The following is a 15,768-nucleotide window of genomic DNA, read 5'->3' as shown; positions in this document are numbered from 1 at the left end:
TCAGCTCTTCCTTCCGCCCCAGGTCTCCGGGAAGCCGGGCAGGTCCTCACACCCGCACAGCGCGTAGTGCAGGGGCGGCATGTTGGGCTTGAGGTAGGCCGGCAGGTTCTCGCTGGTGACCTTCGGCTGCGGCAGGTTCCAGGTCTCGGGCACCTCCTCGCCCTTGAGGATCTTCAGCGCGGCGATGACCGGGGTGCGCCACTGGTAGGTGGGGTACGTGGGCGCGACGGCGGTGAGGCCGGCGTCCTTCCACTTCTGCAGGAAGTCCTGCTGGTCCTCGCCGTTGATCGGCGGCACCGGCAGGCCGGCGTCCTCGAACGCCTCGACCGCGGCCACCGCCGTGGCGCCCGCGTCCATCCAGACGCCGTCGATCCTGCCGTGCCGCTGGATGTAGTCGCTGACGATGCTCTTGGTCCTGGCGGCGTCGCCGTCCGTGAACTCCACCCCCACCACCTGGAGACGACTCTTGTCGAAGATCACCTTCGCCGCCGACCAGCGGGTCTCCAGCACGTCCACGCCGGGCAGGATGCGCAGAGCCAGCACCTTCCCGCCCGCCGGCACCTTCTCCGCCAGGAACTCGGCGGCGTCGGCGCCGAAGGCGTAGCCGCCGATGGGCTTGATGAACGTCACCGGGCAGTTCGTCTCCACACCCCGGTCGAACACGATGACTGGCACCTTCGCACAGGCGGCCGTCACGGCCGGGGTGAGCGTCGCCGTGGTGTTCGGCGAGACGATCAGCGCGTCGCAGTCCTTGGCCTGCAGCTCGGCGATGTCGGAGATCTGCTTGTCGTCCTTGCCCTCGGCATCCAGCGCGGTGAACTTCTCGATCTCCTCGTGCAGGCCCACCTCTGCCTGCATCGTCTTCCAGCCGACCTGGCGCCAGGGGTTGTTGACCGCCGCGTTGGAGAAGCACAGGTGGTACGGCCCGTCCTGCTTGTACTGCGCCGTGTCGGTCATCTTCGGGGCGATGGCCTGCTCCCAGGGTCTGTCGCTGGGGCCCTCAGGCGTCTGGGAGCGCATGGCGAGCTGGGCGTCGAAATCAGCCTGGACGAAGAACCTCGACTGCGCGCCCGTGCCGGAGCCCTGAACACTCGTGGCGGGCGCCGCGGACGGGGTGGTGGCCGCCGGCTGGTCGGTGGCGCAGCCGGCGGCGAGTGCGCCGAGCGCGGTGAGCACGGCGACTGCGGCCTTAGGACGCGACATGTGCGTCTCCTCTTCGGGGGGTGGGCTTCCGGGGAAGCCGGATGGCTCCGGCCGCGACCGCGGCGATGATGATGACGCCCTGCACGGTGAACTCCAGCGCCCCCGAGATCCCGTACAGGTTGAGCAGGGTGAACAGCGCCTCCAGCGTGACCGCCCCGGTCATGGCGGCGAGCACGGAGCCGCGGCCGCCACCGAGCACCACGCCGCCGAGGACGACCGCGGTGATGGCGGAGAACTCCAGCCCCTGGCCCGCCTGCGCCGAGACGCCGGCGAACCCGCCGAGCAGGATCGCCGCGACGGCCGCGGACAGGCCGGAGAGCATGAAGGCGAAGATCTTGACCCGATCGACCCGCACCCCGGACAGCACTGCGGCACGCTCGTTGTCGCCGGTGGCCATCAGCGTCTTGCCGAAGTCCGCGCGCATGAGCCGGATCGCCGCCGCGGCCACGGCCAGGAGGATCAGCACCGACCACGGCACGGGCCCCAGGCCGCCGCGGCCGAACGCCCGGAAGCCTTCCGACAGCGCGCCGCGTGGCGCGCCACCGGTCCAGAGGAAGACCGCCCCGCTGAGGACGAGCAGCATGCCGAGAGTCACGATGAACGACGGCACCCGCAGCTCGGTGGTCAGCACGCCGTTGACGAGGCCGACGAGCAGCCCGGCGACGATCAGCAGGGCGAGCACCGGCCAGGTGGCGGACTCGTCGCCGTCGATGAGCCGGGCGGCGATCACCACCTCGGCCGTCACCAGGGAGCCGACCGACAGGTCGAACTCGCCGGAGACGACGACGAAGTACTGTCCCGCGGCCAGGATCACCAGCGGCGCGGCCCGTTTGAGGAACGCCAGGAAACCGACGGGCTCAAGGAAGAAGGGGTTGGCGACCGCGATCGCGGCCAGCAGCACCACGAGGACCGCGAGGATGGGAAGTGCCCGTTTCATGCCGGCCGCCTCGTGCCGTGCCGGGCGTAGACGGCCACCGCGACGACGATGACCGTGCCGCGGACCACGTCCTTGACGAACGAGTTGACCTCGAGCTGGTTGAAGAGGGTGTCCAGGACGGCCAGCAGCAGGACTCCGCCCACGGTTCCGGCGACCCCGCCCCTGCCTCCGGCCAGCGCGGTCCCGCCGAGCACGACCGCGGCGATGGATTCCAGGTCGTATCCGCCGTCGGTGCCCACCGTTGGTGCTCCCGCCCCGAGCCTGGCGGCCAGCAGCAGGCCGGCGATGCCGGCGCAGACCGAGCAGAGCACATGGGTGGTCACGATGACGCGGGAGGTGCGGATCCCGGACAGCCGGGCGACCTCCTCGTTCCCACCCACCGCGTGGATCCGGTATCCCAGCCGGGTCCTGCTCAGCAGGAACCAGGCCACGACCGCCACGCCCGCCCAGAGCATGGCGGAGACGGGGATCGGCCCGGCGCGCGAGTAGCCGAGGAGCTGGAACGACTCGGGGACCTTGCCCGCCGGGCCGTCGTACAGGTGGTCGACGACGCCCTTGATGATCAGGGCGACGCCGAGCGTGGCGATGAAGGCGTGGACCCGGAGCCGGGTGATGATCAGCCCGTTGACCAGTCCCACCAGCGCGCTGATCACCAGCACGGCGGCGATCGCCGGCCCGATGTTCCCGTCCTGGCCCGCCATGATCTCCGCCGCGACGAGCGAGGCCAGGCTGATCAGGTACGCCACCGACAGGTCGAGGGACCCGGCCAGGATCGCCAGCGTCTGCCCGATCGCCACGATGCCGAGGGCCGCGGAACGCTGCTGAATCCCGACGACGCTCTCCAGGGTGAGGAACTGGCCGCCATCGAGCGCGACGAGGGCCCAGCCGACCGCGACCAGGCCGGACAACGCGAGGAACACCACCCGCACGGGGTCGCGCAGGTGGTTGGCCAGGCCGCCCTGCGGCCGGCGGGCGGGGCGGGCGCGGGTGAGCAGGTCCACTCAGGCCACCTCTCCCGCGGCCAGGCGCATGACGGCCTCCTCTGCGGCCCCGGCCGGCAGCGTGCCCGCGATGCGGCCGTCGCGCAGGACGACGACGCGGTCGCTCATGCCGATGAGCTCGGGCAGCTCGGACGAGATCATCATGATGGCCGTGCCGCTGTTCGCCAGTTCGCGCATCAGGTGGTGGATCGCGGCCTTGGCCCCGACGTCGACGCCCCGGGTCGGTTCGTCGAACAGCAGCACCCGGGGCGCCATCGTCATCCACTTGACGAGCACGACCTTCTGCTGATTGCCACCGGACAGGTACCGGACCTCCTGTTCCCCGCGCGCGGGTGGCAGGCGCACCCGTTCGAGCAGGTCGCCGACACCACCGCGGTTCCCGGCGCCGACCGCGCGGGCGACGAGCAGGGCGTTGTCGCGGACGGACTGGCGCAGCGCGAGCCCTTCGGCCTTCCGGTCCTCGGTCACGAGCCCGATGCCCAGGGCCACGCCTTCCCGGACCGAGCGCGGGCGCGAGGGCGTCATCTCACCCGTGGTGAACGGCTCCGCGCCGAAGATCGCCTTGGCGAGCTCCGACCTGCCCGACCCCTGCAGGCCCGCGATGCCGACGATCTCCCCGGCGCGCAGCTCCAGATCGATGTCACGCAGCTTGTGGTTGCCTGCCGCGCGCAGGCTGAGCCTCACCTCTCCGGCGCCCGCCGAGCGGGGCGGGTAGTGGGTGCCTAGGTCGCGGCCCACCATCAGGCGGATCAGCTCTTCGGGGGTCACCTCGCCGATCGGGAGCGTGGTGACGCGTGCGCCGTCCTTGAGCACGGTGACCCGGTCGGCCACGTCGAACACCTCGCGTAATCGGTGGGAGATGTACACGACGGCGACGCCGCGCTCCCTCAGCCGCCCGATCAGCCGGTGGAGCAGCTCGACCTCGCGCTCGGCGAGCGCGGCGCTGGGCTCGTCCATGACGACGAGCCGGGCGTTCACCGACAGCGCCTTGACGATCTCGACGATCTGCTGCTGGGCCACCGACAGGCGCTTGACGATGTCGCGGGGACCGAAGGGGCCCTCGCCGAGCTCGTCGAGGAGCCTGGCGGTCGCCTTCTCCATGGTGGCGCGGTCGACCGTGCCGCGCCTGACAGGCTCGCGCCCGAGGAACACGTTCTCGGCGACGGTGCGCTCCGGCAGCAGGTTGAACTCCTGGTGGATGATCCCGATGCCGGAGCGCCGCGCCTCGAGCGGATGTCCGAAGGAGACGGGCAGGCCGTCGATCTCGATCGTTCCCTCGTCCGGCGCGTACACCCCGCAGATGATCTTCATGAGGGTGGATTTGCCGGCGCCGTTCTCGCCGACGACGGCGTGCACCTCGCCGGCGGTCACCTCCAGGTCCACGCCGGACAGCACTCGCACGCCCAGAAAGCTCTTGCCGATGCCGCGCATGCTCAGCAGGCCCGCCTTCTCGGGGTCGCTCGTTCTTTCGGCGGCCTCAGACACGGGTCCACTTCTGGTTGGCCGCGCCGTTGCAGGTCCAGACGCGTGCCCTGGTGCCGTTGGCGGTGCCGCCGACGTCCAGGCACTTGTTCGCCCCGACGGCGGTGATCGTGCCGTCGGAGTTGAGGCGCCACTTCTGGTTGTTCTGGCCGTTGCAGTCCCAGATGATCACCGCGGTGCCGTCTGCCGTCCCGGCACCGTTCACGTCCAGGCACTTGCCGCCGTACACCCGCAGCTCACCAGCACCGGTCGAAGTCCACTGCTGATTCGCCTGCCCGTGACAGTCCCAGATCTGCGCCGGCGCCCCGTTGGCCTGCGAAGCGCCGTTGACGTCCAGGCACCGGTTCGACCCCACACCCCGCAACGCGCTCGTGCCGCCCGGGTTGCCGGCCAACTCCTTGACGCGGATGTTACGGAAGGCCACCACGTCGCCGGGCCCGTGGTTCTGGATGCCGATGTACCCCTGCTGGAGCGAGCGGACCGGGTCGGTGTTGGTGAAGTCGTTGATTTTGGCGCCGTTCAGGAACACCTGCAGCCGTTCGCCCTCCACCAGCAGTTCGTAGGTGTTCCACTGGCCCGGCGGGTTGAGCGCCGCGTCGCGGGCGGCGAGGTCGGCAGGCTTGACCCCGTAGATGGCCCCGGTCGTCCTGTCCGCGGTGTCGGTCGCGTCGATCTGCACCTCGTATCCGGTGTCGAGCGCCGCACCGGGGTCGCTGGTCGCCGGGAACCCGACGATCACGCCGGAGTTGGAGTCGCCGGTCAGCTTCCAGTCGAGCTTGAGGGAGTAGGAACGGAACTCCTTGGCGTTGTGCCACAACATGCCCATACCGCCCTGGGAGGTGAGCGTGGCGTCGCTGTTGGCGAACGACCCCGGCCCCGCCTGCGACCAGCCGGTTGTGGAGCCGTTGTACAACGTCGCGTACCCGGTCTCCGGACGGCAGTCGGCGTTGACGGCCTTGGCCGCGTACCGGATCCCGCCGAGCAGCAGCGTCCGGAAGTTCGGATCGGCGTACGACTCCTGGGTGTGCCCCAGGCCGGTGTAGAACGCGCGCCCGGCGGACTGCGGGCGGCACCAGGTGATCGGGTGATCACCCATGCCGCCGCCGCTGTAGCTGCCCTCGTCCAGGCTCTGCAGCACCCGGGCGTTCGGGCGGGGATTGGTGCGGTAGTTGTACCACTCGTCGGTGCGCGACCACGTCGCCCCGAGATGCGCGGTCGCGGCGTGCGCCCGATCCTCGTTCCGCACGGTGGCCTGCTGGATCGCCGGGTGGCTGCTGAACCAGGCGCCCATCAGCTGCCCGTAGTAGGGCCAGTTGTACTCGGTGTCCGCGGCCGAGTGCACTCCCACGTACCCGCCTCCGCCGTCCACATACGTCTGGAAGGCGGCCTGCTGGGTGTCGTTCAGCACGTCGCCGGTCGTGTTGAGGAAGACGACCGCCTTGTACTGGGCCAGGTTGGCGCCGGTGAAGGCGCCGGAGTCCTCGGTGGCGTCGACGGCGAAGTCGCCGGCGGTCCCCAGGTCGCGGATGGCCTGGATGCCGGTGGGGATCGCGTCGTGCCGGAACCCGGCCGTCTTGGAGAACACCAGCACCTTGAAGGCGGCGGCCTGGGCGGGGGCGGCATGGATCATCGTCGCCGCGGTGGTGATCGCCACCACTGCCGCCGACAGGCGTCGCAGCACAGAGGTCTTGCGGCCTCCCCCGGGTGCGGCCGGGGTCAGATGTCGCAGCATGGGTGTCCCTTTCAGACGCGGGTCCAGCGCTGGCTGGTTTCTCCGTTGCAGGTCCAGATGCGTGCCTTGGTGCCGTTGGCGGTGCCGCCGACGTCCAGGCACTTGTTCGCCCCGACGGCGGTGATCGTGCCGTCGGAGTTCAGGCGCCACTTCTGGTTGTTCTGGCCGTTGCAGTCCCAGATGATCACCGTGGTGCCGTCCGCGGTGCCGGCACCGTTCACATCGAGGCACTTGCCGCCGTAGACGCGCAGCTCACCGGCGCCGGTGGCGGTCCACTGCTGGTTGGCCTGCCCGTTGCAGTCCCACAGCTGCGCCTGCGCGCCATTGGCCTGCGAGGCTCCGTTGACGTCCAGGCACCGGCCGGAGCCCGTGCCTTTCAAGGCGCCCGCGGTCGGGGTGCCGGTGTCGAGGGTGAAGGCGTCCACGTCGAACAGGTAGCCCTGCCCGGTCACGCCGCGGAAGACCAGATACAGCGTCGTCGTGCCGGCCGGCGCGCCGCTGAGGGGCGCCGAGACGTCCGTGAAGGTGTCCCAGCCGCCGGTGCTCGCCACGTTCACGGTGCCGAGCAGCGTGCCGGTCGCTGAGCCAGCTCGCACCTCGATCCTGCCGCCCGCGCCGGCCGAGGACACCCGGGCGGTGATCCTCGTCGCGTTCGCCAGGTGGTACGGCTGGAAGGAGATCCAGTCGCCGTCGTCGGTGAAGCCGGCCGTCCTGCCGCCTTCGGCGGTGGCGTGCTCAGCCGTCTGGACGCCCTGCTGGGCGCCGAAGTGCTCCGCCTGCCGGTGCCGCGGCTGGAGCATGCGGGCGCTGGTGGAGGTCAGGCCGCCCCTGTCGGTGTAGGAGGCCTCGAAGACGCCGTAGATGTTGGCGGCGGCGTCGTGCTCACCGTCGACGGGCACCGCGATGGAGCCAGAGCAGCCGGTCTTCGAGGTGATCTGGTGCCGGTGGCTGTCGTGGCCGAGGAAGTAGGCGACGGTGACCCCGTTGCAGTCGATCGTGCCGTCCTCCGGGTCGCTGACGGTCACCTGGAAGGGCACGGTGTCGCCGAAGGAGAAGGGTTGCCCGTCGGCCGGGGTGGTGAGGGTGATCGTGGGCGCCGTGTTGCCGACGTTCACGATCACGTTCGCCGTGCCGGTGAGCCCCTGCGGATCCCGGACCGTGAGCGTCGCCGTGTAGGCGCCGTTCGCGGAGTAGGTCTTGCTCGGGTTCGCCGCCGTGGAGGTGGTGCCGTCGCCGAAGTTCCACTCGTATGCCAGCGCCCCGCCCTCCGGATCCGAGCTGCCCACCGAGGAGAAGGCAACCGTGAGCGGCGCCGGTCCGGACGTCCTGTCGGCGGACGCCTTGGCGATCGGGTTGCGGTTGGCGCTGCCGATGTACTCGATGCGGTAGAGCGCCTGGTTGTTGCTCCCGGTGCCGTAGTCGAGGACGTACAGAGCTCCGTCGGGGCCGAAGGCCATGTCCATCACCTGCGTCCCCGACCAGGGGAACGCCGCGATCTCCCCGTAGCCGCCGTCCTGCTCGACCTCGATCGCCTTGATCCACCGCCGGCCGTACTCACCGGCGAAGTACCGCCCATCGAGCGACTGGGGGAACTTGACGGCCGAGTTCAGGTCGGGGTCGTAGCGGTAGACGGGGCCGCCCATCGGCGACTCCGACCCGGAGCCGAACTCCGGCGGGCTTCCGGCGTCCCCCGCGTATCGGATCCACGCCGGCTTCGCCGGGGGCAGCGTGGCCAGACCGGTGTTGCGGAAGGAGTTGTTGGCCGGACCGCCCGCGCAGTTGTACTTCGCGCCGGTGGAGTTGGAGGCGAAGTTCCACTCGTTGTAGGTCTCGGTGATGGTGTTCGTGCCCGTGCAGTACGGCCATCCGTAGTTGCCGGGGCCGGTGATGCGGTTGAACTCCACCTGCCCGCTGGGCCCGCGGGCGGCGTTCGTCACGCCCGCGTCGGGCCCGTAGTCGCCGAGGTAGACGACGCCGGTCATCTTGTCCACGCTCATCCGGAACGGGTTACGGAAGCCCATCGCGTAGATCTCCGGCCGGGTGTTCGCCGTTCCCGGCGCGAACATGTTGCCGCTGGGGATCGTGTAGGTGCCGTCGGGCTGCGGCTTGATCCGCAGGAGCTTGCCGCGCAGGTCGTTGGTGTTGGCCGACGAGCGCTGGGCGTCGTACTGCGGGTTGCGGTTGGTCCGCTCGTCCAGCGGCGAGTAGCCGCTCGACTCGAACGGGTTGGTGTCGTCGCCGGTGGTCAGGTACAGGTTGCCGGCGGCGTCGAAGTCGATGTCCCCGCCCACGTGACAACACTGGCCGCGGTCGTTCCCCACCCGCAGGACCACCTTCTCGCTGGTCAGGTCGAGAGTGTCATCCGCCTTGAGGGTGAAGCGGGACAGGTACAGCTCACCCTTCCACTGGTCGAACTGGGATTGTGTGCCGGTGCTCGGCGCATCGCCGGTCGGTGTGCTCAGCCGCGGGGAGTAGTAGAGCCACAGGTGCCGGTTGGCGGCGAACCCCGGGTCGGCCGCCACGCCCTGCAAGCCCTCCTCGTCGTGGGTGTAGACGCTGAGCCGGCCGGCCACCTTCGTGTTGCCGCCGGCGTCGGTGATGCGTAACGTGCCGTCGCGTGCCGTGTGCACCACCGACCGGTTCGGCAGCACGGCCAGCGACATCGCCTCGCCCAGCTCCGTGCCGCCCGACGCGAGGGACACCTGCTGGTAGTCGGACGGCGGGATGTCGAGGGCGTTGGCCGGGGTGGCGGCGAGCGCGAGCGCTCCGGGGATGATCAGCGCCAGCGTGGTCAGCACGGTGAACCACGGACGTCGGGGCATGAGCGTTCCCTCCTGTGACAGGAAGACCAGTCAGGCGTGCGCCGGAGATTCCGCTGCGCGGTCGGCCGCCGTCAGGGCGGTGGTGTCAGGCGCGGGTCCACTTCTGGTTGGCCGCGCCGTTGCAGGTCCAGATGCGTGCCCTGGTGCCGTTGGCGGTGCCGCCGACGTCCAGGCACTTGTTCGCCCCGACGGCGGTGATCGTGCCGTCGGAGTTGAGGCGCCACTTCTGGTTGTTCTGGCCGTTGCAGTCCCAGATGATCACCGCGGTGCCGTCTGCCGTCCCGGCACCGTTCACGTCCAGGCACTTGCCGCCGTACACCCGCAGCTCACCAGCACCGGTCGAAGTCCACTGCTGATTCGCCTGCCCGTGACAGTCCCACAACTGCGCCGGCGCCCCGTTGGCCTGCGAAGCACCGTTGACGTCCAGGCACCGGTTCGACCCCACACCCCGCAACGCGCTCGTGCCGCCCGAAGGCCCGCCCCCGGGCCCGGCGGCGGCGATCACGGCCTGGGCACCGGCCGGCCAGGCGCCGTTGGCGACGGTCACGTTGTTGTTCACCACGTTGCCGCGGTCGCCGTTGGTCACGTTGGTGCTGCCGTTGGTCGACCAGTTGCCGGTGACGGTGAAGTTGCCCATGTTCTCGCCGTACCAGTAGTTGGCGGTGGCCCAGGTGCCGGTGTTCGACAGCACGTTGTTCCTGACGGTGTAGTGCCTGGAACCCTCGTCGAAGTAGATGCCGAACCAGCCGTTGGTACGCAGGCAGTGGTTGTCGCTGATCACCGCGCCCGGGTTCCACGACAGCGTGTAGATACAGCCGCCGTCGGTCATCTGCTGCATGACGTCGTGCACGTAGTTGCCGACGAGCCGGTTGCCGGAGGCGGTGGTGGGCGTGGTGTAGCGCGGCTGGAAGTCGTACAGGCCACGGTCGGCGTAGTGGGTGCTGCCGCCCGGCTCGTTGGCGCCCCAGCCGTACCCGATCGACATGCCGGTGTAGGGCAGGTTGTAGACCTCGTTGTGGGACACGTCGGTACCGGTGACGTAGGTGGTCAGGACCGAGACGATGCCACGGTGGTCCAGGCCGAGGTCGTGGATGCGGTTGTGGCTGACGGTGATGTTCCGGTTGACCATCCGCTGGTCGCTCGGATGGTGCGCATCGGCGCGCACGCCGCCGACCACGACGCCGCCGGCCGAGCTGCGGGCGATCTCCGACCGGGTGACCGTGATGTCGGCGGCGCCCAGGCCGACCCCGCTGCCGTGCGCGTTGGCGTCGTTGCCGATGCCGATGGCCGTCTGCCCCAGGTTGAGGAAGCGCGAGTCGGTGAAGGTGATGGTGTTCGCCGCGGAGACCTGGACGGCGGCGGGCATCTGGTACCAGTTCGGCCGGGTCGCCTCGAACTGGCGGCAGCCCTGGTGGCAGTCGGTGAAGGTGGGCCGGCTCCAGTCGCCGGCCATGTAGGCGCCGGTTTGCTGGTCCACGTAGCCCTGACTGCCGCTGGGACCGAGCCAGCTCGTGCCGGTGAAGGTGATCCCGCTGAACACGATGTGGTGCGCGGGCATGTCGTAGGTGCCGCCGACCTGCACCAGCGACTGCTGCACCGGCAGTTCCACGCTGACGTTGCCCATGTTCTGCCCGGCGAGCGGGATGTAGGACAGGGCGCCGGTCGCGGGGTCGAGGTACCACTCCCCCGGCGCGTCGAGGAACTCGTAGGCGTTGACCAGGTAGAGCGGGCCCGCCCGGTGGGGTCTGGTGAAGGTGTCGTAGCCGAAGTTGTTGTTGTTCCAGGCGGGTTGCCGCATCGTGATGAGGTTTCCGCTGATGCTCTGCACCGGCGCGTACCGGTCGGTGAACGAGCCGACGCTCTCCATCTCGACCCGGCCCTGGTTGGCGAGGTTGTTCAGATAGCTCAGCGCGCTGCTGGTGAACCTCATCCCGGTGCTGCTCGCGGTGAAGTCGGATCGGTTGACGGCGGTGCGCGCCCGGGTGGCGAGCGCGCCGTCGACGTACAGCTGCCGGGTGTCGATCCCCGCTCCGACGTCGGCGCGCCAGATGTTCCTGCCGGGATCGGCCGGCGACCAGCCGGTGACCGCCCTGGCTCCGCTGATGACCGGGACGGCCCCCGCGGCGGCCTGCCACTTGACGGAGTAGCCGTTGGTGCCGGAGTCGGCGGCGGTCAGCCGGAGCGGCGCGGAGAGCCGGTACACCCCGCCGGCCAGCTCCACGACGATGTCGCCGGACATCCCCGCGTTCAGCGAGCGGACCGCCGTCTGCGCCGCGGCCGGCGAGCACGGCTGGGTGGAGGTGCAGGCGGTGCCGGTGCCGGCGGGTGCGACGTAGAGCGTCGTGGTGGCCGCGAGGGCCGGAGGGGCGGAGGCGATGAGGGCGAACGCCGCGGCCAGCACGGCGGTCACGAGACCGATCAGGGTGCGCCTCGGCATCGTGACGGGCGGGGGTAGGGGCACAGTCGTTCCTTTGGGGGGTAGGGGCGCCGGCCTGCCTACTAATTACGTTCGGATCATGGGGAGCCGTCAAGAGATTAAGCGGGCCTATCCCAGGAGTCACGCACCAAGGATGCGATCAAAGTAAACCGATCTCCGGATTGACCAGCAGGAATATCAGAACATACGCACCCTCGCACCGCTCGGCTGCGGATGAACCGTTCATATAAGTCGTACTCATCGCCCGATGGGCGCTGCGAGAAGGGCTGGCCCATCAGTCATACTCATGCAGGGAACGGCAAGGAGGGAGCACGGTGACCGACACCCCGCGCGAGAGCGGATACCGGCCGGGCTACGAGGTGGCTGCCGAGCAGGTGCTGGAACTGATCGTCAAGCTCGGCCTGCGTCCGGGCGATCGTATGCCGACCGAGAACGAGCTGGCCCGGCAACTGGGCACCAGCCGCACCGTGGTGCGCGAGGCGGTGAAGATCCTCTCCGCGCTGGGCCGGGTACGCGCCCAGAAGGGCCGCGGACTGTACGTGGCCGACGATGAGGGGATGTTCGGCTCCGGGCGCTGGGGGTCCTTCTTTCTCCCGACCGACCTCGACCACGTCTACATGCTGTTCGAGTTCCGCCGGGCGCAGGAGATGGAGACCAGCCGGCTGGCCGCCCGCCGCGCCACCCCGGCCGAGCTGAGGGCGATCGACGACGCCGCCGGCCTGTGCCGCCAGGGCTTCGAGACCGGACGCGAGGATCTGTTCAACGAGGGCGACGACGCCTTCCACACCGCCATCGCCACGGCCTCGCACAACATGTTCCTCCAGGTCGCCGTGCGGGAGGCCCGCCGGCTGCAGGCGCAGTCGAGCCTCATCGGCCTGCGCGGCTCGGTGGGCGAGCACGCCGCCAAGGCGGTCGAGGAGCACGATGCCATCTACCAGGCCATTCGCGCCGGCGATCCCGAAGCGGCCGCGCAGGCCGCGGCCACGCACATCGACAACACCCTTGACGACTACCGGAGGGAGATCCAGCAGCGCCTCTTCTTCTCGTCCCACTGAGACGGCCGTCCCGGGCTGGTCCAGGTCACGCGGGACCTTCGGGACCCGGCCGGGCGAGCGGGCGCGGCGCAGGCTCCGGCTCATCGCGGTGGCCACGTCGGCGAGGAGCGGTTGGCTACCGCCAGAAGCCGCCGTCCGGCGTGCTCCGGCCGGATGTGCGGGCCCTCGGCCGCCCTGGCGGCCGGCCGGCGGAACGCGTTGATCGCCTGCTCGTCGATCGTGATGCCGAGCCCCGGCGAGTCGCCGAGGACGAACGTGCCGTCCTCGACGTGCAGGTCGAGTGACAGTCCGAGCGGTGTGTGCAGATCCTGCAACTCGCTGGCCAGGTGGTTCGGCACCGACGTGGCGGCGTGCAGCAACGCGACGGGCGTGGCGCCGATCGGGCTGACCGGCAGGTCGTGGGCGTGCGCCAGCGCGGACACCCGCAGGAAGTGGGACACCCCCCAGACGACGGCCGTCTGGACGATGTCCACGGCCCCCGCGGCCAGCAGCGGGCGGAATTGCTCCAGCCCGGTGAGGTTCTCCCCCGTGGCGACGGACGCGCGGATCCCGCGGCCGACGGCGGCCAGCCCTTCGGCGTCCCACCGCCGCACCGGCTCCTCGATCCACGTGAGATCCAGCGTGCGTTCGAGCTCGCAGACGTGCCGGACGGCCTGCTTGCGGGTCCAGGCCTCGTTCACGTCGAGCATCAGGCCCGGCCGCGCGCCCGGCCCGGCCTCGCTCAGGACATCCCGGACCAGCGTCAGGCGGCGCCGGTCGCTCTCGATGTCGAGGCCACCCTTGATCTTGGCCGCGCGGAGCCCGTGCTGGGCGTAGACCTGGTAGACCGCGACGAGTTCGTCGTCGGTCAGGCCGATGTCGAGGCCGGAGGCGTAGGCGGGCACCCCCCGATCGCGCCCGCCGAGCAGGCGCCAGAGCGGCTCATCGGCCGCCTGGGCCTTGATGTCCCACAGGGCGGTGTCGAGCGCGCCGATCGTGCCGAAGACGGCGCCGGCGTGGCCCGCCTTGAAGGTCCGCCGCAGCATGCGGTCGTAGAGCGCCGTCACGCCGCGCGGATCCTCACCCTCGATCGCGGCGAAGACGGTCTCGATCTCCACGTGCGGCCCGAGGCCGATGCCGGTGATCCCCTCGTCGGTGTCCACCAGGACGAGCGGCACCGGGACGGCCCCGTCGGCGAAGACACCGTTGACGTCCCCGACGGGACGGCCCCATTCCTGGACCGTCGTCATGGTGCGATACCCCGTGATCCGCATGTCAACCTTTCGTGGAACCGGCGGTGACGCCGTCGGCGATCCGCCGCTGGAGGAACAGATAGATCATCAGCACGGGCACCGCGGCGATCAGGACACCCGAGGCGAAGGCGGGAATGTCGTCGGAGTACTGCCCGCGCAGGGCGTTGACGCCGATCATGAGGGTGCGGTGCTCCGGCGACGGCATCATGAGCAGGGCGATGAGCACGTCGTTCCAGCAGAACAGAGCGTCGAGGATGCCGACCGACAGCAGCGCCGGCACGCCCAGCGGCAGCATGATCCGCCGGTACACGCCGTACACGGTGTTGCCGTCGATCCTGGCCGCGTCGACGATCTCCGCCGGGATGGTCCGGTAATGGCTCGTCATCAGGAAGACGGTGAACGGGAGGTACTGGGCGACGTAGGCCAGGATCAGTCCCGGATAGGTGTCGATGAGCCCGCTGTCGGCCATGACCCGGGTGAGCGGGACCATGATCACCTGGAACGGGATGAAAAGCCCCGCGAGACAACCCAGGAAGATCACCGAGGACCCGCGGAACCGCAGCCGGGCCAGCGCGAAGCCCGCCATCGACCCCAGCAGGAGCAGCAGCGCCACGGCGCAGGTGACGACGACGAACGAGTTGACGAAGTACCGCGCCATCCCGGCGCCGGTCCACGCCTCGGCGAGGTTGTCCCAGCGCGGGGAGCCCGCCGGGGAGAACCGGTCGAGGATGTAGTCGCGACGGGTCTTCATCGCGACGTTGGCGGTGAACACGAGCGGATAGATCGTCGCCAGCGCGAGACCGGCCATCGGAACGGCGGCCGCCCACCTGGCCAGGCGCGCCCCGGGCATCAGTCCTGCCTCCCCGTGCGGCGGAGCAGCGTGATCTGCAGGAGCCCCACCACGAGCATCACGACGAAGAGCACCGTCGAGGCGGCCGAGGCGAGCGCCGGCCGGTTCATCTGTCCCTGCTGGTGCCAGATGTAGAACTCCGGCAGGTAGGTGGCCCCCTCCGGGCCTCCGCTGGTCATGACGAAGAGCAGGCCGAACATGGACGTCAGCATTCCGATCATCGTCGTCACGAAGACGAACTGGATGGTACGGGTCAGGCTCGGGATGATCACGTGCCAGACGGTCCGGCCGAGCGACGCGCCGTCCACGCGGGCGGCGTCCAGCAGCGAGGAGTCCAGGGTGCTGAATCCCGCGAGGAACACCACCAGGGCCATCCCGAACGTCGCCCAGACGTGCACGCCGACGACCGTGAACATGGCGATGCCCGGATCGCCGAGCCAGTCGACGGGGCCGATGCCCATCGCCCCCAGGAGGGAGTTCAACGGGCCGTCGTAGCCGAGCAGGAGGTTGAAGATCGCCCCGACGATCACCGGTGAGAGCACGGCCGGGAAGAAGTAGACGCTGCGGTAGACCCGGTGGCCCGGCACGCGCAGGTAGATGAAGGTCGCGAGCAGGCCCGGAATCGCCACCGCCAGGGGCAGCAGCAGCACCAGCAGCCCGACGTTGCGCAGCGCGATGCGGAACAGCGGGTCGCCGGCCAACTCCAGGTAGTTGGCCGGCCCGACGGGGGTGCCGTTGAGCTCGCCGTCGCCGGTGAAGGAGAAATTGACGCCCAGGGCCAGCGGCCACAGCCGCAGCGCCACGATGATCAGTACGGCCGGGGCGACCAGGACGTAGGGCGCCAGGCGCTCGGCGTGCGCCTGGCGGGGGAACCGCCGGGTGGTACGGGTGGACGGCCCGGCCTTGCGGGTGGACGCCCGGACCGCCGCCCGGACGCCTCGCCGCTTGACGCCCGTTTCCCCGGCCCGCCCCGAGCCGGCCGGGCGGGCGGACGACGACGGGCCCGCGATCCGCACC

Annotated in this window: 11 protein-coding genes; 1 reads left to right on the top strand and 10 read right to left on the bottom strand. The window is 70.2% G+C overall.

Annotation, left to right across the window (positions count from 1 at the left end):
- The 7 genes from ADY59_RS17735 to ADY59_RS52585 form a co-directional block, all read right to left on the bottom strand.
- Complete coding sequence (locus ADY59_RS17735) at positions 1 to 1,203, bottom strand: substrate-binding domain-containing protein (RefSeq protein WP_049563462.1); 1,203 nt, start codon at positions 1,201 to 1,203, stop codon at positions 1 to 3.
- Positions 1,190 to 2,140, bottom strand: coding sequence for an ABC transporter permease (locus ADY59_RS17730; RefSeq protein ID WP_049563461.1), 951 nt, complete (start codon positions 2,138 to 2,140; stop codon positions 1,190 to 1,192). Before ADY59_RS17730 ends, ADY59_RS17735 begins: the two co-directional genes overlap by 14 nt.
- Positions 2,137 to 3,141: an ABC transporter permease gene (locus ADY59_RS17725; protein WP_082310178.1), complete on the bottom strand. Its 1,005-nt coding sequence runs from the start codon at positions 3,139 to 3,141 to the stop codon at positions 2,137 to 2,139. The genes ADY59_RS17730 and ADY59_RS17725 overlap by 4 nt, the downstream gene beginning before the upstream one ends.
- A complete protein-coding gene (locus ADY59_RS17720; RefSeq protein ID WP_442937704.1) occupies positions 3,142 to 4,626 on the bottom strand; it encodes a sugar ABC transporter ATP-binding protein in 1,485 nt (494 codons plus the stop codon).
- Complete coding sequence (locus tag ADY59_RS17715) at positions 4,619 to 6,355, bottom strand: ThuA domain-containing protein (protein ID WP_082310177.1); 1,737 nt, start codon at positions 6,353 to 6,355, stop codon at positions 4,619 to 4,621. The genes ADY59_RS17720 and ADY59_RS17715 overlap by 8 nt, the downstream gene beginning before the upstream one ends.
- A gap of 11 nt (positions 6,356 to 6,366) precedes the next feature.
- Complete coding sequence (locus tag ADY59_RS17710) at positions 6,367 to 9,177, bottom strand: PQQ-dependent sugar dehydrogenase (RefSeq protein ID WP_049563458.1); 2,811 nt, start codon at positions 9,175 to 9,177, stop codon at positions 6,367 to 6,369.
- 85 nt (positions 9,178 to 9,262) lie between these two features.
- Positions 9,263 to 11,638, bottom strand: a complete 2,376-nt coding sequence (locus ADY59_RS52585; protein WP_231618763.1) for an RICIN domain-containing protein — start codon at positions 11,636 to 11,638, stop codon at positions 9,263 to 9,265.
- A gap of 290 nt (positions 11,639 to 11,928) precedes the next feature.
- Between ADY59_RS52585 and ADY59_RS17700 the strand changes: the two genes are divergently transcribed.
- Positions 11,929 to 12,669, top strand: a complete 741-nt coding sequence (locus ADY59_RS17700; protein WP_049563455.1) for a FadR/GntR family transcriptional regulator — start codon at positions 11,929 to 11,931, stop codon at positions 12,667 to 12,669.
- An 80-nt stretch (positions 12,670 to 12,749) separates the two neighbouring features.
- On the opposite strand, the gene ADY59_RS17695 is transcribed toward ADY59_RS17700, so the two are convergent.
- From ADY59_RS17695 to ADY59_RS17685, 3 genes are read right to left on the bottom strand one after another with little or no spacing between them, the layout of a single operon-like run.
- Positions 12,750 to 13,922: a mandelate racemase/muconate lactonizing enzyme family protein gene (locus ADY59_RS17695; protein WP_049563454.1), complete on the bottom strand. Its 1,173-nt coding sequence runs from the start codon at positions 13,920 to 13,922 to the stop codon at positions 12,750 to 12,752.
- A 1-nt stretch (position 13,923) separates the two neighbouring features.
- Entirely contained in the window at positions 13,924 to 14,751 is an 828-nt protein-coding gene (locus ADY59_RS17690; protein WP_049563452.1) for a carbohydrate ABC transporter permease, read from the bottom strand.
- The gene (locus ADY59_RS17685) at positions 14,751 to 15,767 is read right to left on the bottom strand and encodes a carbohydrate ABC transporter permease (RefSeq protein WP_197093711.1); all 1,017 of its coding nucleotides are present in this window, start codon (positions 15,765 to 15,767) and stop codon (positions 14,751 to 14,753) included. The genes ADY59_RS17690 and ADY59_RS17685 overlap by 1 nt, the downstream gene beginning before the upstream one ends.
- Between the last annotated feature and the right edge of the window lies 1 nt (position 15,768).

Origin of the sequence: Nonomuraea sp. SBT364 (genome assembly GCF_001083785.1) — a bacterium.
Lineage (GTDB): Bacteria > Actinomycetota > Actinomycetes > Streptosporangiales > Streptosporangiaceae > Nonomuraea.
This window is presented reverse-complemented; position numbering and strand designations above follow the sequence as displayed.